Below are 20,892 nucleotides of genomic sequence, written 5' to 3'. Positions count from 1 at the left end.
TGCGCGTGTGACACCCGTCGCACCGGACGCTCCGCGCGGTGCGGTAGTCTCACAGGACGAACGAGCAACAGCTCGCGTGCTCTGGGGTCGGTGAAAATCCGAGCCGGCGGTAACAGTCCGCGACCCGGTCACAGCCAGTGACCGGTTGACCAGGTGGAACTCCTGGACCGACGGTCAAAGTCCGGATGGGAAGACGCACGCGACGGCTACGCCCGCTCGCCGGTGGTGTGGACCCGTCCATGCCCGGGTGCCTGAGCGCACCCCTGGAGCCACCGGTGCGCGGCGACGACGCCGTGCACACCCCAGCAGTCCGCGACCGGACGACAGGGGTAGCGCATGACCACCGCCACGGCGGGACCCAACGTGAGACCGGCCGAGGTCGACGCGCTGCGGCGCGCCCTCGACCTCGCGGCCACCGACGGTCTCGTCCTCGGTCCCAACCCTCGCGTCGGGTGCGTCCTGCTCGACGCCGACGGCGCGACGATCGCCGAGGGCTTCCACCGCGGTGCGGGCACGCCCCACGCCGAGGCCGTCGCGCTGGCGAACGCGCGTGCCGCCGTCGGACCGGACGCGCTGCGTGGTGCCACCGCCGTCGTCACCCTCGAACCGTGCGCCCACACCGGTCGGACCGGCCCCTGTGCCGAGGCGTTGCTCGAGGCGGGGATCGCGCGCGTCGTGTTCGCGCAGCCCGACCCGAACCCTCTCGCCGCCGGAGGCGGTGCGCTGCTGCGCGCGGCCGGCGTCGACGTCGTCGGCGGTGTGCTCGACGACGAGGCGCGCGCGCTCAATCCTGTCTGGACGGAGGCGATGGAGCTCGGGCGCCCGTTCGTCACGTGGAAGGTCGCCGCGAGCCTCGACGGCCGCACCGCCGCGGCCGACGGCACCTCGCGATGGATCACCTCGGCCGCGTCGCGGGCGGACGTGCACCGGCTGCGTGCCGGGGTCGACACCGTGCTGGTCGGCTCCGGAACCGTCGCCGCCGACGACCCCTCCCTCACCGTGCGCGACGCCGACCTGCCCGGGCGCCAGCCGCTGCGGGCGGTCATGGGTCTGCGCGACCTGCCGCCGTCGTCCCGCCTCGCCGTGCCCGACCCCGACGGCACCGAGACGCTGCACCTGCGCACCCACGACCCGCGCGAGGCCCTGACGGCACTCTGGGCGGCCGACCGCCGCCACGTGCTGCTCGAGGGCGGGGCCACCCTGGCCGCCGCGTTCTGGCGCGCCGGGCTCGTCGACGAGGTCGTGGCCTACGTGGCGCCCGTGCTCCTCGGCACCGGGCCTCCCGCCGTCGGCGACCTGGGAATCTCCACCATCACCGGCGCGTTGCGGCTCGACGTCACCGACGTCGCCGTCATCACGCCCGGTCCCGACCACCTCGACGGTCCGGCTGACGCCGGGCCCGGCGAGACGAACGTGCGGCTCACCCTGCGGCCGCGGAAGGAGTCCTGATGTTCACCGGCATCGTGACCGAGCTCGGCATCGTCCGCGCGCTGGAGACCAGCGCCGACGCCGCCCGCCTGACCATCGCCGCCGCCGACGTGCTCGACGGCGTCCGCCTCGGCGACTCCATCGCCGTGAACGGCTGCTGCCTGACGGTGGCCGCCTTCGACGGCGAGACCTGGACCGCCGACCTCATGGCCGAGACACTGAAGCGCACCTCGCTCGGTGCACTCGCCCCGGGCGACCGGGTCAACCTCGAGCCGGCGCTGCCCGTGACCGGCCGCCTCGGCGGGCACATCGTGCAGGGCCACGTCGACGGCGTCGGCACGGTGCTCGCACGGACCCCCGGCGAGCGGTGGGAGGTCGTCGAGGTCTCGCTGCCCGCCGACCTGGCCCGCTACGTCGTGGTCAAGGGATCGATCGCCGTCGACGGCGTCTCGCTCACCGTGGTCGACGCCGGCGCCGACCGGTTCGCGGTGAGCCTCATCCCCGAGACGCTCGCGCGCACCACGCTCGGCGCCCGGGCGGTGGGGGAGCAGGTCAACCTGGAGACGGACGTGCTCGCCCGGCACGTGGAACGGCTGCTCGCGACGACGGCGGTGGCCTCGTGAGCGCGGCCGCGGCCGCCGTCGAGGTCGGGCTGGTCGAGCGCGTCGAGCGTGCCCTCGCCGCGGTGGCCGCGGGGCGCGCCGTCGTCGTCGTCGACGACGAGCACCGCGAGAACGAGGGTGACCTGATCTTCGCCGCCGAGGCTGCCACCCCCGAGCTCATGGGCTTCACCGTGCGGCACACCTCCGGGCTGGTCTGCGTCGCCGCGGACGGCGCCACGTTGGACCGGCTCGGCCTGCCGCTGATGGTGGCCGAGAACCGCGACGCGTTCCGCACCGCGTACACGATCACCGTCGACGCAGCCGACGGCGTCACCACTGGTATCTCCGGCGCCGACCGGGCGCTCACCGCCCGCACGCTCGCCTCGGCCGACGCCGTCCCGACCGACCTGACGCGGCCCGGGCACGTGCTGCCGCTGCGGGCCCGCGACGGCGGTGTGCTGGAACGGACGGGGCACACCGAGGCTGCCGTCGACCTCGCACGCCTGGCCGGGCGGGGCACCACCGGTGTGCTCGCCGAGATCACGCACGACGACGGCACGATGATGCGGCTGCCCGCGCTGCGCGAGTTCGCGGCCCAGCACTCCCTGGAGCTGCTGAGCGTGGCCGACCTGATGGCCTACCGGCGACTGACCGAGGTGCTCGTGGACCGCCTCGCCGTCACTCGCCTGCCCACCCGGCACGGGACCTTCACCGCCGTCGGGTACCGCGACCGGGTCACCGGCGACGAGCACGTGGCGCTCGTGGCCGGGGCGCTCGCCGACCTCGACGGTGGTGAGCCCGTGCTGGTCCGGGTGCACTCCGAGTGCCTCACCGGCGACGCGTTCGGCTCGCTGCGGTGCGACTGCGGCCCTCAGCTCGACGCCGCCCTGCGGGCGATCGAGGAGGCCGGCCGCGGCGTCGTCGTCTACGTGCGGGGGCACGAGGGCCGGGGGATCGGGCTGGTCGCCAAGCTCGCCGCCTACAGCCTGCAGGACGGCGGCCACGACACCATCGACGCCAACCTCGCCCAGGGGCTGCCCGTCGACTCGCGCGAGTACACCGCGGCCGCGCACGTGCTGCGGGACCTCGGCGTGACCGACGTGCGGCTGCTGACCAACAACCCGGCCAAGGTCGACGGACTGCGTGCCGGGGGAGTGGCGGTGGCCGAACGCGTGCCGCTGGCCATCCACCCCGCGCCCGACAACGTGGCCTACCTGCGGACCAAGCGGGACCGCATGGGGCACGACCTGCCCAACCTCGAACCCGAAGGAGCATCCGTGACCACTCACCCCGTCCTGCCCGAGGCCGCCCGATGAGCGGCGCAGGGGCGCCCAGCACCCAGGCGACGGACTGCTCGGACCTGCGGGTGGCCGTCGTGGCAGCCTCCTGGCATGACACCGTGATGAACGGTCTCCTCGATGGCGCACTGCGAGCCTGCCGGGACCACGCGGTGGAGCCCGAGGTGCTGCGCGTCCCGGGCTCGTTCGAGCTGCCCGTAGCTGCGCAGGCCGCGGCCGCCGCCGGTTTCGACGCCGTCGTGGCGCTCGGCGTCGTCATCCGGGGCGGCACGCCGCACTTCGACTACGTGTGCGCCGCCGCCACCGAAGGTCTCAACCGTGTGGCGCTGGACCACACGGTCCCCGTCGGGTTCGGCCTGCTCACCTGCGACGACGAGGACCAGGCCCTGGACCGCGCCGGACTCCCCGGTTCCTCGGAGGACAAGGGGTACGAGGCGACGGCTGCCGCGCTGGCGACAGCGCGGGTGGTGCGGTCGGTGCGTTCCACGGTGGTGGCCGACATCGGGTGACCCCTCACACACCGGGCGTCGCGAGTGGACGAGCGGCGCCCGGTCTGGGGTAGTATTTCGGTCGGCCCTCCGGGGTCGAACCGGTTTGTCGTGGCGGTGCTACCGTCGTGAACGGGCCGGACGGGCTGTGGCGCAGCTTGGTAGCGCACTTGACTGGGGGTCAAGGGGTCGCAGGTTCAAATCCTGTCAGCCCGACAGTGTGATGTCTCAGGACATCGAGGACGGCCGGACCTACGATTTCGTGGGTCCGGCTTTCTGCTGTTCGGGGTCGGGGTCGGGGTCGGGGTTGGGGTCGATGGTGGTTGACCGTGTGGCGTGGACACGGTCTGCTCGACGCCCACACGATCGAACGGTGTGCCTCCAGGTCCGCCATCGCACCCGACAGGCCCACGGCCCCCGCACACGTGGCGGGCGCGCGTCGCACCGGAGACAATCGCCTCATCCGGAAACGGATGCCGGTTCGGGCGGGCGGAGGCGGGAAGCTGATGAATCTCCTCGGTCGGCGCACTGAGCGTGCGGTGATCGAGCAGCTGCTTGCGGACGCCTGCGTCGGGCGGGGCGGCGCGCTCGTGGTGCGCGGGGAGGCCGGCATCGGCAAGACGGCCCTGCTCGAGCACGCCGCCGAGGCGGCTCAGGAGCTCGGGTTCCATGTGCAGGTGTCGGTCGGAACGGAGACCGAGACGCAGTTCGCGTTCGCGGGCGTACACCAGCTGTGCACGCTGCTGCTGGACCACTCGGGCGCGCTTCCCGAGCCGCAGCGCGCCGCCCTGGGCGTGGCGCTCGGCCAGCACCGCGGTACAGCACCCGACCGGTTCCTTGTCGGGCTGGCCACCCTGAATCTTCTCGCAGAGGCCGCCGAGGAGCGGCCGCTGCTCTGCCTCGTCGACGACGCGCAGTGGCTGGATCAGGCGTCCGCCCAGGTGCTGGCGTTCGTCGCGCGGCGGGCGGGGGCCGAGCGGCTCGCCGTGATGCTCGCGTCGCGCAACACCGGCGGAGACGACTCGAGCACGCTCGCCGGGCTGCCCGAGTTGCGTCTGGAACGGCTCGCCGACGCGGACGCGCGTGCGCTCCTGACCGCCGCGGTCCGCTCACCGCTGGACGACCGCGTGCGCGATCGGATCGTCGCCGAGGCACGCGGGAATCCCCTCGCCTTGCTGGAACTGCCCCTCAGCGTGCCGCCCGCGCGGTTCGCGGGCGGGTTCGAGCGGCCCGACGCCGCGGACGTCCCGCGCTGGATCGAGGAGGCATTTCGGCAGCGTTCGACCAGCCTGCCAGCCGCGACGCAGCAGTTGCTGCTGGTCGCCGCGGTCGATCCGACCGGCGACGTGGCGCTGCTGTGGCGGGCAGCAGCCCAGCTGCAGATCGCCCGTGGCGCGGCGGCGCACGCAGAGGCTGCCGGACTCATGGAGATCGACACGCGGGTGCGGTTCCGCCATCCGCTCGTGCGCTCCGCGGTCTACCAGGCCGCAGCGCCGCGCGATCGCCGCCGCGCCCACGCCGCGCTCGCCGTGGTCACCGACGTGCGCACCAACCCCGATCGGCTCGCGTGGCACCGGGCACAGGCGGCGGCCGGGCCCGACGAGGACGTCGCAGCGGAACTCGAGTCGTCTGCGGAACGGGCGCGCAGCCGCGGCGGGTCGGCGGCGGCTGCCGCGTTCCTGCGCCGAGCTGCCGAGCTCTCCCCGGATCCCGACCGACGCGCGCGCCGGTCGCTCCAGGCGGCGCACGCCGCGCTCGAGACCGGCGCGTCGGAGACCGCTCTCGAGCTCCTGCTCAGTGCGCAGGGCGGACCGCTCGACGATCTCCAGCGCGCGCGCCTCGGACTGCTGCGCGCACAGATCGCGTTCCACACCACTCGGGGGAGCGAGGCGCCGCGGATGCTGCTCGACGCCGCCGAGACGCTCGGCCCGCTGGATGCCGACCTGTCACGCGACAGCTACCTGCACGCACTCGAGGCGTCCTTCCACGCCGGTCGGCTGGGTCGCGGCGGAGAACTGACGCATGCCGCCAGAGCAGCTCAGACCGCGCCCGCGCCGTCGCAGCCCGCTCGGCCGGTCGATCTCATGCTGGACGGGCTGGCCACCTTGTTCGTCCAGGGCTACGAGGCGAGCGTCCCCATCCTGCAGCGGGCCCTCGAGACGTTGCGCGCCCACGCCTCCCGACTCGACGACGGCAGCCGTCACCGACTGTGGCTGGCCTGCCACATCGCGGCCACGCTCTGGGACGACGAGGCGATCTATGAACTCGCCGCCCTCGACGTCCGGCTCACCCGCGACGAGGGCGCCCTGGCACGGCTCCCTGCGGCACTCAACGCCCTGGCCTCGGTGCTCGTGCTCACCGGCGAGCTGGCCCGCGCCGCAGAGATGCTCGCCGAGGAGCGCGCGATCACGCAGGCGACCGGCGCTCCGCCGCTGCCGAACGCCCGGCTCATCCTCGCCGCATGGCGCGGCCGGCAGACCGAGACGGCGGAACTGCACGCGGTGATGGTCGACGAGGCGACCGGACGCGGCGAAGGCGCGACACTCGGCCTGTCCGATGTCGCGCTGGCCGCCCTGCACAACGGGCTCGGCAACTACGAGGACGCGCTCGCGGCGGCCGAGCGACCGGTCGAGCATGACGAGCTGACGTTCAGCAGCATCGCCCTGCCCGAGCTCATCGAGGCGGCCGTCCGCGCCGGCCGGCCGGAACGTGCGTCCACCGCACTCGACGTGCTCAGCGCGCGGGCTCGCGCCAGCGGCACCGAGTGGGCGCTCGGGCTCGAGGCGCGATCGAGGGCGCTGCTCGAACGCGGTCCTGCCGCCGAGGCGTCCTACCGTGAGGCGACCGAGCGGCTCGGGCGGACGCGGATGGCTACTCATCTCGCTCGTGCTCACCTGGTGTACGGCGAGTGGCTGCGCGGCGAAGGCCGCCGCCAGGACGCGCTCGAACAGCTCCGCACCGCTCACGACCTGCTGATGGACATGGGCGTGGACGCCTTCGCCGCTCGGGCCGCCCGCGAGCTGCGGGCCACCGGCGAACACCCGCGCGAGCGGACGGCGCAGCCGTCCGACGCGCTGACCGTCCAGGAGCTGCACGTGGCGCGGTTGGTCGCCACCGGCGCCACGTCGCGGGAGGTCGCCGCGCAGCTGTTCCTGAGTCCGCGGACGATCGAGGCCCACTTGCGTCGCATCTTCCGCAAGCTCGGCATCACCTCGCGGCGCCAGCTCAGAGAAGTGCGACTGCCCTGACCCCGGCCGCGCAGGCGACGACCCGCCCGCCGTCACGACCGAACGGTGTTCGTCGCCTTCGCGCGGCCAGTTCCGCTCCGGGAGAGGGGTCCTACGCCGCCGGAGTTACTGCGGGGCCGGAGCGCCGTGTGCGCAGCCACACCACGACCGCGACGGCGATGATCACCAGGGAGAGCGGGACGAGCAGGGCGGGCGTGACGGCGCCCGCCGAGCGGTCGAACCTGTCGGCGAGATCCGCCTGCAGGACGAACCAGAACAGGAAGACCACGAGGTTGAGGGCGGCGTGCATCACGACCGCGATCTCGAGTCCGCCGGTGCGCCAGGTGACGAGTCCGGTCGAGACCGAGAACAGGGCGTAGATGACGTTCCACCAGGGGTCGGCCGCGGTGTGGATCACCGCGAAGACGGCGCCGGAGACGGCGATCCCCAGGATCAGAGAGGCCCGAGGGCCGCGCGCCCAGCTACCTGCGACGCGGAAGACCAGACCTCGCAGGCCGTACTCCTCTCCCGCCGCCTGCAGAGGCACGAGCAGCATGACCACGACGAACAGAGTGATGATGTCCGCGTGCGACCACACGACGGTCGCGCGTGGCTCGAGATACTCGGTGATGGCGAACGCGATCAGGAAGAGGGGGAAGACTCCCAGCAGGGCGCGCCCGAACAGGTCGAACCGGAAGCGGGAGACCACCGAGTGGAGCGACGGCCCGCGCACCCCGTAGAGCCAGCGCTGGATGAACATGCTCCAGGGGATCAGCAACGCGGTGGCGAACAGACCCGAGCCGAGCGTCAGCGCGGTGTACCCCGGTACGTCGGGGGCCGTGTCGGGGCGGATGAGCCCGTCGATCCACTCCGCGAGCAGGAAGAACACCTGGATCGCGCCGAACAACCCGCCGATGAGCAGGAGGATGGCGAGAACGCCGCGACCGATCCGGCGCTCCTCACCCGCGAGCACCCGGTGGTACTCCACACCGGGTGGTACCTGACCGGCGGCGGGGGCTGGGGCTGTCGGTGTCGGTGTCGCGGTGGTCATCGTCTCTGCTCCGTTCGAGGCTCTTGCGTGGTGCGGCCATCTCAGACCGTGTTGTCACCACGGAGTCAAGTCGGGCCGACCCGATCGCCGGAGCGGTGGATCAGGTGCTTGACCCTGTGCCAGCCACACGGTCTTCACTGAACGGTGAGTGTCGTCCGGTTCGCACAGCTCGACGGAGGGTTTCGCCATGACCACGCAAAGGCAGCGAGTCGCCATCATCACCGGCGCGGGAAGTGCACACGGAATCGGATTCGCGGCAGCACGTCTGCTCGGCGCCGACGGGAGTCGAGTGGTGATCACGTCGACGACGGATCGCATCTTCGAGCGAGTCGCAGAGCTGCGCGCAGCCGGCATCCGAGCGGAGGGGGTGGTCGCCGACCTCACTGATCAGGCCGGGGTGGACGCCGTCGTCGCGTGTGCGTCGGATGCGTTCGGCGGCGTGGACATCCTCGTCAACAACGCCGGGATGACGTCCATGTCCGGCTGGTACGCCTCGGGCGCGATCGACGGGCTGTCCCTCGACCACTGGCATGCCTCGCTCGATCGCAACCTGACCACGTCGTTCCTGATGATCCGCGCGGTGGTGGGACTCATGCAGGCTGCCGGCTACGGCCGCATCGTGAACGTGTCGTCGGTGTCCGGGCCGGTCGCCGCGTACCCCGGCGATGTTGCGTACCACGCGGCGAAGGCCGGCATCGTCGGGCTGACGCGATCAGCGGCGATCGACACCGCCGCGGCGGGCGTCACGGTGAATGCCGTCGCTCCGGGCTGGATCGATACCGCGTCCGCTTCCGCTCGCGAGCGGGTGATGGGCGCGGCCACGCCCGTCGGGAGGTCCGGCACAGCGGACGAGGTGGCGTACGTGATCGCGTTCCTCGCCGGCGAAGGCGCGTCGTACATCACGGGTCAGCTCATCACGGTCGACGGAGCGAACTCCATCAGCGAAGAACGCGGGCGTTGAACCCCCGAGCGATGCCTCCCTTCCGCTGCGGCGAGGCCACGGCGTCCTCGTTCGCCAACGCGTGAGGGCGCCCTTGTCAACAGGTTGAGCCCATCTCATCACCCTCGAGCTCCCGGAGGGGGCGCAGGCGTTGGGGCTTCCGGAACTGCTGGTCTAGTTCGAGGCCATGGCCGACCTGGTCGGACCCGTTGCGGGCTGGCGCCGGTCGAACCCTCGCGCCTGCTTGGAGATGTCCGAGGTTGTCGGCGTGATCCCGGTGCGCCTGAGGTAGGAATATCGGCGCATGCTCCGGAGCCGACGCCGTTGCGCCGCTCCGCGACTCGTCTGCGGCGACGGTCGTGATGCCAGCTCGACAGCACATGAGTCAGTGGTCGGGTCGGAACGCACCACCCTGGGCTGGACCACGAAGGCACGGACCCCGAAGCACGAGGCCGGATCACCAATGCCGGCCGGCGGGAAGGCTCTGGCCGACGCTCTCGCGCCGACGAAACCAGCTCGGACGACGTGGGAACCTCACCACCACGGCGGCATAGGGACGTCCGAGAAGGACGCTGCCGATCAACTCACCGAGGTTGTTCGACAGGCTTTAGGTGACTTCCACCGACGCGAAACGGGCCTCACCGATGTGAACCTGTTGTCCCCAACCGCGACCGTGCAGAACGGTCGCTACCGCAGGAGATGACTCATGAGCGAGTACCCGGCCATCAACAGGATCCGCCCCATCGCAGCGCCGTCCGCCCAGGCGGGATCGCTTCGGCGCGAGGCGGCCCGTGCCGAGGGCGCCGATCAGGCGTCCCCGGATGGGGACGTCAGCATCGCTGCGGCGCTGGGGTGCCTGATCATCGGCCTTCAGGTCGCGGGTGCATCCCCACGACGGGCCTGACACGGAGGAGGAGACGATGGCCTGGAGCACGAGCGAGATCGCGGACCTGGCGTCAACGACCGTGAACGCGGTTCGTCATTACCACCGCCTCGGGCTTCTCGACGAGCCCGAGCGAGGGATCAACGGCTACAAGAAGTACGGGGTGCGGCACCTCGTGCAGCTGCTCCGGGTCCGGCGACTCGTCGAGCTGGGTCTCCCGCTCGCGCAGATCGGCGACATCAATGCCTGCGGCGGTCAGGAGGTGCTTCGGGAGCTGGATGCCGAGCTGGCGGCTGGTATCGAGCGGCTCCAGCACGCGCGTGCCGACATCGCCGCGATCCTGCGCGAGGACGCACCCGCCGATACGCCGGCCGGGTTCGAGCCGGTGGCGTCCCGACTGTCGGAAGCGGACCATGCGATCTTGCACATCTCCGCACAGCTCTTCGACGCGCAGGCGATGGCCGACGTGCGCCGCATGGTGGAGGTCGATGTGACAGCCGACGGCGTCGGCGCGCAGATCGACGGTCTCGCGCCGGACGCCGACGAGGCGAGCCGTGAACGCCTCGTGCGGCTTCTCGCGCCGATCCTCGCGCGGAACCTGGTCGAGTACCCCTGGCTCCTGAATCCGACCGAGCACCTGTCGCGAAGCGAACGCGTCGCACAGCAGACGATGTCGGAAGCGATCGCCGCGCTGTACAACCCGGCACAGCTGGACGTGCTCGGCCGCGCGAGCCGACTCGCCTATGACCTGCTGCAGGCTGGATCCGATGCGCCGGATGACGATCCTCAGCCGCGGGATCTTGCGCTCGTGGGCTGACCTACCGCGTGCCGCGCCCGATCCGACCGAGGTGGGTGTGCGCGAAGTCGTGCAGCTTGAGTCCGTAGCCGAGCGCTCGATCGACGGCGACATGGAAACCCCAGCAGGCGGCGGCCAGGGCGAGCCAGGGGAGGTCCTGACCGCCGAGGGCGAAGCCCGCGTACCCCACCAGCAGGATCGCCGGTCCGGTGTAGTTGTGCACGGCGTTGTAGAGCAGCGCCCCCAGGCTTGGGCCGCTCATATACCCGATGGCGGAGAGGTCGAAGACGAGGAAGGCCGCGACCAACCACCACCACGGCTGTCCCATGGCGATGATGGCGATGACGATGGCGACCGCGATGGCGCCGTTCTCGACCCGCTGAACGGCCAAGGCTTCGTCGTCGAAGGTACGCTGTCTCATGGCATCAGTCCACATCCTGTTCTCGGAACGGAGTCAAGACCCCTCCGTCGGCACGGCGTGCTTGCCGCAGAGCTGACGCTGCCGATGGCCCGGGTGTGCCAGTGCGCCCGGGCCGTCAGGGCAGCGGGATCTCCCTCAGCTCGCGACGGGACGTGATCCCGAGCTTGCGGTAGATGCTGCGGAGGTGTGCTTCGATCGTGCGCGGGCTCAGGAACAGCTGCGCACCCACCTCGCGGGAGCTGGCGCCGGTGGCTACGTGCCTCGCGACCTGCAACTCCTGAGCCGTCAGTTCATCGGTCGACTGCGTCGTGCGCTTGCGTGGGTGCTCACCCGTCGCGCGGAGCTCGTTCGCCGCCCGTGCGGCGAACGCGTGCGCGCCGATGCGCGAGAGGAGATCTTGCGCGATCCGCAGCTCCTCTCGGGCTTGCTGGCGGCGGCCCTCGCGGCGCAGCCATTCCCCGTAGAGGAGGTGGGCCCGCGCTGCCTCGCCGGTCATTCGGGTGGCCTCGAGATGCTCGATCGCGGCGCGATAGTGCGGCTCGGCCGACGGCCCGACGATCGTCAGCGCCCGCGAACGCGCCTCCACGCCGCGAGCCCACGACGTATCGCACTCGTCCGCGCGATCGCTCAGCTCTTCGAGAGCCTGAGCGGCGCTCTGCGGATCGCCGGCGCGGGTCGCCGCCTCGATCAGCTCGGCCAGCCCGACGCTGCTCAGCGACAGCGCGACGCACGCGCACGTGATCGTTGCGGCCCGCTGCGCCTTCTCGTACTCGCCGAGGGCGTTGTGCAGCACGGCCATCGCGTATGCGGCGAGGCCGACCTCCGCTCCGTCCGGTGGGTTGCCCGGGTTCCGCAGCGTGAGCTCGTGCAGCCTGGCCACCGTGGCAGCGTCGCCCCGCCACGCCGAGACGATGGTCTCGGCGTGGCGCATCGGCACCCCACCGGTGGACTCCAAGATCGCGATCGACTGCCCGGCCATCTCACCGGCGCGAGTGAGCTCTCCCCCGAGCGCCAGGATGTTGGCATGGAAGTTGAGCGCACTGGCGAGACCGGTGAGCGCGCCGGCCTCGCGCGCCGATCGGACGTTGGCCTCGGCGAGTCGATGGGCGAGGTCGTCGTCCAGGATGCCGACGGCACTGCGCGCTGCCAGCCAGAACCATGACCGATACTGCTCGCCCTGAGCGGTGACCGGGGCGGCGTCGCACAGCGACTGCAGTGCGTCTCGCAGCGGGGGAACGCCCTCGGCGAAGCCCCGGATCATCGTCGTCGAGAGAGCGACCAGCAGTCGGTCGACCGGCCGGACGGCGCGCTCGAGCGAGGCATCCGCGAGCGCCGCACTGGCGACGTCGTGCGTGGTCGGGCCGCCGATGACGAGCGCTGCATCGAGTGCGTGGAGATGCGTTTCGTGAGCGAGGTCCGCATCGAACGGGGCCATGTCGCCGGCGGCCGCCAGGAGCATCTGCGGAACGTCCGGGTGCCGGGTCAGGTGGAAGGAGATCTGCGCGCGCAGGAGGGCCAGGCGTGCGCGCTGGAAGTCGTCGAGCGGGCCGACATCGGCCGTCGCGAGCAGGTCGAGCGCCGTGTCTGACGCACCCGCCTCGTACACGGCGTGCGCGGCCTCGAGTGCGCGCCCTGCCCGTTCGGACAGGTTTGGCGTCAGCTGCGTCGCTCGCAGCAGGAACGCTCCTGCGGCCGCGTACCCTCCGCGCGCCCTGGCTCGGGTGGCCGATCGTTCCAGCTCGGCGGCGACCCGCTCGTCGAACCCGGACGTGGCCTGGGCCGCGTGCCAGGCCCGGCGATCGGGTTCGGACGCCGGATCGGTGACTGCCGCCAGCGCCGCGTGGGCGCGGCGACGATCGGCCTGCCCCGCAGCACGGTAGACCGCTGATCGGGCGAGGGGATGCCGGAAGCGCACCCGGGTGCCGATCTCGATCAGCCCTGCCGACTCGGCGGGCGCCGCCGACTCGGGAGAGATTCCGGCGTGGGCGGCGGCTCGCCAGAGCAGGGTGGGATCTCCGGTCGGCTCGGCGGCGGCGACGAGCAGCAACATCCGGCTCTCTTCGGGAAGCCCGTCCGCCCGGTTCTGGTACTCCGTCTGCACGCGGCGGGAGACATCCGAGAGATCAGGCTGCTGGAACCCGCCCGCGAGTCGGACCGGCGAGGTGTGGGAGGGAAGTTCCAGCAGGGCGAGCGGATTGCCGCGAGCTTCGGCGATGATCCGGTCCCGCACCTCCTCGTCGAGGGGCACTGGGACGACCGAGTCCAGCAGCAGACGGGCGTCCGTGTCACCGAGTCCGCTCAGACGCAGTTCCGGGAGGCCGGCGAAGACCCTGCCTCCGGTCCCGTCGTCGCGGACGCCGAACACCATCGCCAGCCGTTCGGCCCCGATCCGGCGCGCGACGAAGGCGAGCACCTCGGTCGAGGCCTGGTCGAGCCACTGGGCGTCGTCGACGAGACACAGCAGACCGTTCCTCTCGGCTGCCTCGGAGAGCAGCCCGAGGGTAGCCAGGCCCACGAGAAACCTGTCCGGCGCCGAGCCAGCGTCGCGGCCCAGCGCGACGCGGAGTGCCAGCTGCTGGGGCTCCGGCAGCGCGGGCATCTGGTCGAGCAGCGGAGCGCACAGCTGGTGCAGCCCCGCGTAGGCGAACTGCGTCTCGGCCTCGGCGCCGGTCGACGTCTCGATGCGGAACCCGAGCTCGCCGGCTCTGGTGCGCAGGTGTTCCAGGAGCGCCGTCTTGCCGATGCCTGCCTCGCCGCGCACCACGAGCGCCCCGCTGTGCCCGACCTTCGCCTCGCCCAGCAGCTGCTCGACCCGGTGGCACTCGCCGTGCCGACCTAGAAGCAACGGCGGTCTCCTTCTCCTCGCGGAACGGTCCCGGTCGAACTGTGTGCCTACGACAGTCATTATCACCGGTACCGCGGACGCCGGTTCGACGGTTCGACGGTTCGGCTGTCTGCGGGATGCCTGACGAGTCGACACAGCCTTGACCCTGTTGCGACCACACGGGTCGGGGCAGCCTGTCGTGCTGATCCATGGGTATCCGTTGAACGGGCATGAAGGAATGGAGCACAGGACGCCTTCTGCCCCTCCTGCGGCGTGCGGCGGCATACCTCCACCGAGGCACGAAGCCCCTCGCTGTTGCCTACCCCGGTGGGACGGGCCCTGGCGCGGTGGGACGATGCACTGGTGACGACGCAGCCCGCCCGCCCCACGCTCCTGGACGTCGCCCGCGCTGCGGAGGTTTCTCGCGCGACGGCGTCACGGGTGCTCGCCGGCGTCGAGACCGTCCGTCCGGACCTCGCGCGGCGGGTGCTGGACGCCGCTGGGGCGCTGGGCTACCGCACGAACACGGCAGCGCGCGCACTGCGGAGCGGTTCCACAGGTTCGGTCGCGCTCGTGGCGCCGAGCAGCGAGCTCGACCGGGGGAGCAGCCCTTTCGTCGGTGCCCCCTTGCAGGGAGCGTCGTCGGTGATCTTCGGGCGTTCGCTGCAGCCCGTGCTCCTCCTGGACGACGAACGTGACCGCCAGCCGCTAGTGGGATACCTCTCCGCCGGCCACGTCGACGCGGCGGTCGTGGTCCTGCAGCGTGAGTCCCTCCCCCTGTTCCGTGAGCTGGCCGAGCTCGACCTGCCGATGGTCTTCGTCGGCCGCCCGACGGCGGCGATGGATGCCAGGCTCAGTCTCGTCGACTGCGACAACTACGGTGGTGGACGCCAGGCGGCGCGCGTGCTGCTCGAGGCAGGGCGGCAGCGGTTGGCGACGATCGCGGGCCCGGCCGGCTACGCGCCGTCCGACGACCGCCTGCGGGGCTTCCAGGACGAGCTGGAGGACAGCGGGATCCAGCCGGCGCTCGTCGCGAGCGGTGACTTCTCGTTGGCGTCAGGATCCGCGGCCGCGCGGGAGATCGTGGGCCGGCGACCGGACCTCGACGGGCTCTTCGCGGGGTCCGACCTCATGGCTCTGGGCGCGCTGCGGGTGCTGCATGACGCCGGGCTGCGGGTGGCGCACGACGTCTCCGTGGTCGGCTTCGACGACACGGTGGTGGCCGAGACGGCGTCCCCGCCGCTGACCACCGTGCGCCAGCCACTGCGAGAGATGGGTGAGCGTGCCGCCGAGCTCGTGCTGGAGATGCTCGGCATGCCGGAAGGGCCGCCACGGCGCGAGTTTCTCCCGACGTCGGTCACGCTGCGACGGTCGGTCTGATCGCACCGCGAGGCCGGTTGCTGATCGACGGCTCCGAGGGCTAGCCTGATCGGCAAGAGATCGATCTCTCGACCCACGCACTGCTCAAGGAGGCGCACATGGGAAACGTGCTCGTCGTCCGTGGCGGTTGGGACGGCCACGCGCCCGTCGCCACCACGGAGCTCTTCATCCCCGGCCTGGAGGCCGCGGGACACACCGTCCGGGTGGAGGACACGCCGGAGGTGTATGCGGAGGGCCGGATCTCCGACGTCGACCTCGTGGTGCAGTGCTACACGATGGGAGAGATCTCCGGCGACGCCGTGGCGGGCCTGCGCCGGGCCGTCGCCGCCGGTACGGGCCTGGTCGGCTGGCACGGCGGGATCGCGGACTCGTTCCGCAGCAACGCGGAGTACCTCCAGCTCGTCGGGGGGCAGTTCGCCGCGCACCCCGGCAAGCACCCCGACGAGCGGGTGGGTGAGGCGGCGGACAACTACGTCCCGCATGCCGTCGACATCGTGCCCGACGCCGCGGACCACCCCGTCGTGGCGGGCCTCGACTCGTTCGACCTGACCACCGAGCAGTACTGGGTCCTGACCGACGACCTGTGCGACGTGCTCGCCACGACCACCGTGCAGGCGCCCGTGTGGGAGCCGTGGTCGCGCCCCCTGGTGCGTCCGGCGGTCTGGACGCGCACCTGGGGGGCGGGTCGAATCTGCGTGGTCACCCCCGGACACGACGTCGAGACGGTCGGGCACCCGACCGTGCGGACGATCATCGAGAGGGGCATGGCATGGGCGACCCGTTGAGGATCGGCGTCGTGGGCTGCGGCGTCATCAGCTCCGCGTACCTCGAGACGGCCGGCCGGGTCCCCGACCTCGAGGTCGTGGCGGTCGCCGACGCCGACCCGACCCGCGCGCGGCACGCAGCCGACACCCACGCGTTGCGGGCCGTGAGCCTCGACGAGCTGTGGGCTGACGACGAGATCGAGTGGGTCCTCGACCTCACGACGCCCGGCGCCCACGCCGAGGTCGCCCTGACTGCACTCGAGAGCGGATTCTCCGTCTACAACGAGAAGCCGCTGTGCGCCACGACTGCCGACGCTCGCCAGGTCCTCGACGCGGCGGCGGACGCCGGGCTGGCCGTCGGCAGCGCCCCGGACACCGTCCTGGGCACGGGGATCCAGACGGCTCGCGCCGCCCTCGAGGCCGGGGCGATCGGTCGACCGGTCGCCGCGACAGCGACGATGGCGTGCGCCGGCCACGAGCTCTGGCACCCCCACCCCGACTTCTACTACGCCCCGGGGGGCGGGCCGCTCTTCGACATGGGGCCGTACTACCTCACCGCGCTCGTGCACCTGCTCGGGCCCGTCGAGTCCGTGCAGGCCGTGGCGCGCCGGCCCCGGGACGTGCGGACCATCGCCAGCGGACCGCGGGCTGGCACCGAGGTCCCGGTCGAGGTGGCGACGCATGTCACCGCGCTCGTCGAGCACGCGTCGGGGACCGTGTCCACCCTGGTGATGAGCTTTGACGCTCCGTCCAGCCGAGCGATGCCGATCGAGGTGCACGGCGAGGAAGGGTCCATGGTGGTGCCCGATCCGAACACGTTCGACGGGGCCGTGGAGGTCCGAGCCACGGAGGGTGACTGGACGACGGTGCCGGTCCGGGCCGGCTACCCAGGCGCCGCGCGCGGGTTCGGCCTCGTGGACGTCGCGCGCAGCGGCGACCGGAGAACGGGCCGGGCGTCGGCCGAGGTGGCTCTGCATGTCCTGGACGTCATGGAGTGCGTGGTCGCTGCTGCCGAGGAGCGACGACGGGTAGACGTAGCCAGCACCTGCCTCGTCCCACCCCTGGTCCCGCTGACTGGCTGAGCCGTCAGACCGCCGTGCCTCGCCACCGCAAGGCTCAGCCGTTGCGGACGAGCGCGGCGATCCTGGGCGGGTGCGAGGTTGCGAGCCAGCACGACGATGGCACGGTGGCAGGGACGGTCCCGCAGCGGGCCACCGCGCCGAGGGCGCCGACGACTGCCCCGGTATCCCGTGGAGGAAGGACATCTCATGGCTACAGGAGGGACCGTGTTCCATCGGTTCATCGCCGAGCTCACCGAGCACGGCACGGCGGCGACCTCGCAGGCAGGATCCGGCACCTGACCAGGCGGCGGGCCGCCGGCGCGGCCGATCGGCTCGCGGTGTTCGAGGCAGGGGACAGCGCGGCCGAGGTCGTGGTCCTGGTGCACGGCATCGGTGTGTCGGAGCGGTACTTCCGGCCGCTGGGCGCGGAGCTGGCGACCGACCGGCGCGTGATCGCACCGGACCTGCCGGGCTTCGGCCGCAGCCCGCGGCCTTCCAGGGTGCCGACCGTCGAGGAGATGGCGAGCCTCGTGCTGCGAGAGCTCGAACGCCGCGACGTCGGCTCTGCCGTGGTGGTCGGTCATTCGATGGGAGCGCAGGTCGCGGCGGCGATGATGCACGAGGCGCCGCAGGTCGTGCCACGCGGCGTGCTGATCGGTCCCGTGGTCGATCCGTCGGGGGCGTCTGTCGCCCGGCAGGCGTGGCGCCTGGCCCGGGACACCCTCCACGAGCCGGCACGCGCCAACGCCGCGGTGGTGTCCGACTACCTGCGCGCGGGCCCCCGCTGGTACTCCGCGGTGCTGCCCCGGATGTTCGCCTTCGACACCCGCGCCGCCGTGTCGAACCTACCGGGGCCCGTGCTCGTGGTTCGCGGACAGCACGACCACGTCTGCTCACGGCCCTGGGCCCGGACCCTGGCGGACGCAGCCCCCCGTGGCGAGATGCGCGAGGTCCCCGGTGCCGGGCACGTGGCGATGGCGAGCGACCCGCGGGTGGTGGGGCGGTGGGTCCGGCAGAGGGTCGCGAACCCGGTCCCGGAGAGTCTCGCGCCGTGAGCGGCGGCTTCCGACGGGCCACCTGGTGGGCAGCGGACTACGCGTTCGCCGTCCGGCGCCAGGTCGCCGGGGTGCTCGCCCATACCGGCCCGGAGACGTATGCACGGCCCCGACCCGCCCGGCAACCGCCGGTGCTGCTGCTGCCCGGCGTCTACGAGAGCTGGAGATTCCTCGAGCCTCTGGCGCGGGGCCTGCACGGCCACGGTCACCCCGTGCACGCCGTCGCCCCGTTCGGCCTGAACCGGGGGAGCATCCCCGACATGGCCGATCTCGCCGCGGCGTTCCTGACCGGCGCCGACCTCACGGACGTGGTGCTGGTCGCCCACAGCAAGGGCGGGCTGATCGGGAAGAGCCTCATGGGTCGGGAGGACGCCGGGCACCGTGTCCTCGGCATGGTGGCGGTGAACACCCCGTTCGCCGGTTCGCCGTACGCGAGATGGCTGCCGCTGCGCAGCGTGCGGGCGTTCCTGCCGACCGACGAGGTGATCGCAGCGCTGGACGCGCAGCGTGCCGACAACGCGCGCATCGTGTCGGTCGCCACGGGCTTCGACCCGCACATCCCGACCGGCAGCGTGCTGCCTGGTGCGCGGAACGTCCGTCTCGCCACCCCGGGGCACTTCCGGTCCCTGGCCGACCCCGAGCTGCTGCCCCTGCTGCTGCGCGAGCTGGACCGGTTCGCCGGTGAGGCGCGCGATGCGGCGAGGACGGGTGCCTGATGCCCTCTGTGACGCCCCCGGAGCGGATCCTGAGGGCAGCGAGCCTGCAGCGGTGGGAGTCGGTGACGTTCCTGCACTGGGCCTACCCGCCCGGAAAGCTGCAGCGTCTGCTCCCACCGGGCCTGGAGATCGACGTCGTGGAAGGTACGGCCTGGCTGGGCGTGACGCCGCTCGCGATGCGTGGTGTGCGGCCGGGACTCCTCCCGCCCGTCCCCGGATGGTCCGACTTCCTCGAGGTCAACGTCCGCACCTACGTCCACCACCCGGCCAGCGGTACCGACGGCGTGTGGTTCCTCCGGCTCGTCTGCCCGCGCGCCGCCATGGTGGTGGCCATGCGAGCCCTGGGTGTGCCGTACCGACGGTTCGCCGGGAGCGTCGAACCCGGCCGGGACGCGACGAGGTACCGGGGCAACCACGCGCGGTGGGGATCGATCGACGTCACCGTGCACCCGGGCGAGCGGGTCGCGGAACCGAGCCCGTGGCTGGTCGCCGTGACCGGCCGGTGGAACGCCTACACCTGGCGGGCGGGCCGGCTGTGGCGCGTGCCCGTGGAGCATCCTCCGTGGCCGCTGCACCGAGCCACCGTGACGGGGACGAGCGACCTGGTGAGGCACACCGGCCTGCAGCCACCGGTGACAGGGCCGACGGTCAGCTGGTCACCCGGCGTGGACGTGCGACTCGGTCTCCCACGTCCGCTGCCCCGAGGATGAGGATGCCGTCGCCCCGGCCAGGCCTGTGCGCTATCCGCAGCTGTCGCAGACCCCCGTGGCCGGCAGTGCCATGAAGCACGTCGGGCACACCGGCGTCGGCTTCTCGGGCTCCTGCGACCGGCGAGGCGTCGCAGGACGCGGCGCTCGCTGCGGGGCGCGCCGCGCCGTCGTCGTCGTGCTGCCGCCACCGCTGACCTCGAAACCGCGCTTGCTCAGCAGCGCGGCGACGGCCACCTTGCCGCTACCCATCTCCTCGGGCAGCGCCGCGCGTCCGGTGGCATAGCGGTGCGCGACGGCGAGGATCGCCGTGGCGTCGTAGCTCTTCCCCTCGTAGGTCACCGTGATGCCGGGGGTGGGTGTGAACCCGTAGAGGCGGAGGAACGCCTGGGCGCCGCGGTCGTCGTGCTCGGAAATCGCTGCGTGGACGTGCCTGGCGGTGACGGAGGAGAAGGTGGCCATGTCGCGAGACTAGGCCACCAACCTGTGCGTCCCGGGCGCTCGCGGACGCATCGTGGTGACCGCCACAGGGTGAGCCGGCGACTGGCGCACGCGATCACCCCTGGTGCGGTACCGCGAGCCGTGACTCAGCGGGGCGACGCCGTCGACCGGGCGCGCCGCCAGGTCGCGGTCCGCTCGACCACCAGGTCGGGCGGCTCGGCGACGTCGATCGTGACGCCGGTCTCGTCAGTGTCGAGGGGTTCGAGGACGGCGAGCTGAGAGTCCAGCAGGGCGGGCGGCAGGAAGTAGTCGGACCGGCCGGCGATCCGGTCGATCAGGAGGTCGCGGTCGGCGTCCAGGTGGACGAAGGCCAGCTCGTGGCCGGCGCTGCGGCGCAGCTCGTCGCGGTAGGTGCGTCGCAGCGCCGAGCAGGCGACGACGACGTCCCGTTCGAGGACGGTCTCCTCGGCGAGGACGGTGCCCACCCGGCGCAGCCAGGGCAGGCGGTCGACGTCGTCCAGGGGGATGCCTGCGGTCATCTTCGCCACGTTGGACGGAGGGTGCAGATCGTCGGCGTCGATGAAGCGCACACCCCAGCGCGCGGCGAGCAGGGAACCGATCGTCGACTTGCCGCAGCCGGCGACACCCATGACGACGACGGCGTGCCCCGGCTCCGAGGTCAGGTGCTCGGTCATGCGTCAACCTCTCTCCAGCGGACGTCGTTCGCCCGGGTCGTCGGCCGTACTCGTCCCGGCACGATGTTCGCACGGGGGCGCGGCGTCCCCGCACCACGATGGACAGGGCCGCCGC

At 72.2% G+C, this 20,892-nt stretch carries 19 protein-coding genes, 1 tRNA gene and 1 riboswitch; of the genes, 15 read left to right on the top strand and 5 right to left on the bottom strand.

Annotated features, from left to right (window positions below; genetic code table 11):
* Positions 1-72: 72 nt before the first annotated feature.
* A riboswitch (FMN riboswitch) is annotated at positions 73-203 on the top strand.
* A gap of 133 nt (positions 204-336) precedes the next feature.
* From ribD to PZC42_RS09590, 6 genes are all read left to right on the top strand, one after another.
* Positions 337-1,449, top strand: a complete 1,113-nt coding sequence (gene ribD, locus PZC42_RS09615; RefSeq protein ID WP_277210428.1) for a bifunctional diaminohydroxyphosphoribosylaminopyrimidine deaminase/5-amino-6-(5-phosphoribosylamino)uracil reductase RibD — start codon at positions 337-339, stop codon at positions 1,447-1,449.
* Positions 1,449-2,051 (top strand): riboflavin synthase, encoded by a 603-nt coding sequence (locus tag PZC42_RS09610; RefSeq protein WP_277210426.1) that lies wholly within the window; start codon positions 1,449-1,451, stop codon positions 2,049-2,051. The genes ribD and PZC42_RS09610 overlap by 1 nt, the downstream gene beginning before the upstream one ends.
* Positions 2,048-3,346, top strand: coding sequence for a bifunctional 3,4-dihydroxy-2-butanone-4-phosphate synthase/GTP cyclohydrolase II (locus PZC42_RS09605; protein WP_277210424.1), 1,299 nt, complete (start codon positions 2,048-2,050; stop codon positions 3,344-3,346). The genes PZC42_RS09610 and PZC42_RS09605 overlap by 4 nt, the downstream gene beginning before the upstream one ends.
* On the top strand, positions 3,343-3,837 hold the full coding sequence (gene ribH, locus PZC42_RS09600; protein ID WP_277210422.1) for a 6,7-dimethyl-8-ribityllumazine synthase: 495 nt from the start codon (positions 3,343-3,345) through the stop codon (positions 3,835-3,837). Before PZC42_RS09605 ends, ribH begins: the two co-directional genes overlap by 4 nt.
* A gap of 121 nt (positions 3,838-3,958) precedes the next feature.
* Positions 3,959-4,032: transfer RNA gene (locus PZC42_RS09595), tRNA-Pro, on the top strand.
* Positions 4,033-4,322: 290 nt separating this feature from the next.
* Complete coding sequence (locus PZC42_RS09590; protein ID WP_277210420.1) at positions 4,323-7,064, top strand: AAA family ATPase; 2,742 nt, start codon at positions 4,323-4,325, stop codon at positions 7,062-7,064.
* A gap of 91 nt (positions 7,065-7,155) precedes the next feature.
* Here the strand turns inward: PZC42_RS09590 and PZC42_RS09585 are convergent, their stop codons facing one another.
* A complete protein-coding gene (locus tag PZC42_RS09585; RefSeq protein ID WP_277210418.1) occupies positions 7,156-8,094 on the bottom strand; it encodes a CPBP family intramembrane glutamic endopeptidase in 939 nt (312 codons plus the stop codon).
* A 187-nt stretch (positions 8,095-8,281) separates the two neighbouring features.
* Here PZC42_RS09585 and PZC42_RS09580 point away from each other — a divergent pair, with 187 nt between their 5' ends.
* The 3 genes from PZC42_RS09580 to PZC42_RS09570 all read left to right on the top strand — a co-directional run bounded on the left by PZC42_RS09580 (position 8,282) and on the right by PZC42_RS09570 (position 10,734).
* Positions 8,282-9,055 carry an SDR family oxidoreductase gene (locus PZC42_RS09580; RefSeq protein ID WP_277210417.1) on the top strand — a complete coding sequence of 258 codons (774 nt, stop codon included), beginning with the start codon at positions 8,282-8,284 and terminating at the stop codon, positions 9,053-9,055.
* A gap of 685 nt (positions 9,056-9,740) precedes the next feature.
* Entirely contained in the window at positions 9,741-9,938 is a 198-nt protein-coding gene (locus PZC42_RS09575; RefSeq protein ID WP_277210415.1) for a hypothetical protein, read from the top strand.
* A gap of 16 nt (positions 9,939-9,954) precedes the next feature.
* A complete protein-coding gene (locus PZC42_RS09570) occupies positions 9,955-10,734 on the top strand; it encodes a MerR family transcriptional regulator (protein WP_277210413.1) in 780 nt (259 codons plus the stop codon).
* A gap of 1 nt (position 10,735) precedes the next feature.
* On the opposite strand, the gene PZC42_RS09565 is transcribed toward PZC42_RS09570, so the two are convergent.
* Both PZC42_RS09565 and PZC42_RS09560 read right to left on the bottom strand, forming a co-directional pair.
* The gene (locus tag PZC42_RS09565) at positions 10,736-11,134 is read right to left on the bottom strand and encodes a DUF4260 family protein (protein ID WP_277210411.1); all 399 of its coding nucleotides are present in this window, start codon (positions 11,132-11,134) and stop codon (positions 10,736-10,738) included.
* A gap of 115 nt (positions 11,135-11,249) precedes the next feature.
* On the bottom strand, positions 11,250-13,979 hold the full coding sequence (locus PZC42_RS09560; RefSeq protein ID WP_277210409.1) for an AAA family ATPase: 2,730 nt from the start codon (positions 13,977-13,979) through the stop codon (positions 11,250-11,252).
* Between the two features lie 342 nt (positions 13,980-14,321).
* Here PZC42_RS09560 and PZC42_RS09555 point away from each other — a divergent pair, with 342 nt between their 5' ends.
* From PZC42_RS09555 to PZC42_RS09530, 6 genes are all read left to right on the top strand, one after another.
* On the top strand, positions 14,322-15,338 hold the full coding sequence (locus PZC42_RS09555) for a LacI family DNA-binding transcriptional regulator (protein ID WP_277210407.1): 1,017 nt from the start codon (positions 14,322-14,324) through the stop codon (positions 15,336-15,338).
* Positions 15,339-15,436: 98 nt separating this feature from the next.
* Complete coding sequence (locus PZC42_RS09550) at positions 15,437-16,123, top strand: ThuA domain-containing protein (protein WP_277210405.1); 687 nt, start codon at positions 15,437-15,439, stop codon at positions 16,121-16,123.
* Complete coding sequence (locus PZC42_RS09545; protein ID WP_277210403.1) at positions 16,108-17,184, top strand: Gfo/Idh/MocA family protein; 1,077 nt, start codon at positions 16,108-16,110, stop codon at positions 17,182-17,184. Before PZC42_RS09550 ends, PZC42_RS09545 begins: the two co-directional genes overlap by 16 nt.
* 317 nt (positions 17,185-17,501) lie before the next feature.
* Positions 17,502-18,218: an alpha/beta fold hydrolase gene (locus PZC42_RS09540; protein WP_277210401.1), complete on the top strand. Its 717-nt coding sequence runs from the start codon at positions 17,502-17,504 to the stop codon at positions 18,216-18,218.
* Complete coding sequence (locus PZC42_RS09535) at positions 18,215-18,934, top strand: esterase/lipase family protein (protein ID WP_277210399.1); 720 nt, start codon at positions 18,215-18,217, stop codon at positions 18,932-18,934. The genes PZC42_RS09540 and PZC42_RS09535 overlap by 4 nt, the downstream gene beginning before the upstream one ends.
* On the top strand, positions 18,934-19,644 hold the full coding sequence (locus tag PZC42_RS09530; protein WP_277210397.1) for a YqjF family protein: 711 nt from the start codon (positions 18,934-18,936) through the stop codon (positions 19,642-19,644). The genes PZC42_RS09535 and PZC42_RS09530 overlap by 1 nt, the downstream gene beginning before the upstream one ends.
* 30 nt (positions 19,645-19,674) lie before the next feature.
* On the opposite strand, the gene PZC42_RS09525 is transcribed toward PZC42_RS09530, so the two are convergent.
* On the bottom strand, positions 19,675-20,103 hold the full coding sequence (locus PZC42_RS09525; protein WP_277210396.1) for a ScoMcrA-related endonuclease: 429 nt from the start codon (positions 20,101-20,103) through the stop codon (positions 19,675-19,677).
* A 125-nt stretch (positions 20,104-20,228) separates the two neighbouring features.
* Positions 20,229-20,777 carry a gluconokinase gene (locus PZC42_RS09520; protein ID WP_277210394.1) on the bottom strand — a complete coding sequence of 183 codons (549 nt, stop codon included), beginning with the start codon at positions 20,775-20,777 and terminating at the stop codon, positions 20,229-20,231.
* Positions 20,778-20,892 lie beyond the last annotated feature (115 nt).

It is taken from the genome of Isoptericola croceus (assembly GCF_029382255.1).
In the GTDB taxonomy this organism is placed as follows: domain Bacteria; phylum Actinomycetota; class Actinomycetes; order Actinomycetales; family Cellulomonadaceae; genus Isoptericola; species Isoptericola croceus.
The sequence above is the reverse complement of the archived record's forward strand: the minus strand, read 5'-3'. Positions and strand labels throughout refer to the sequence as shown.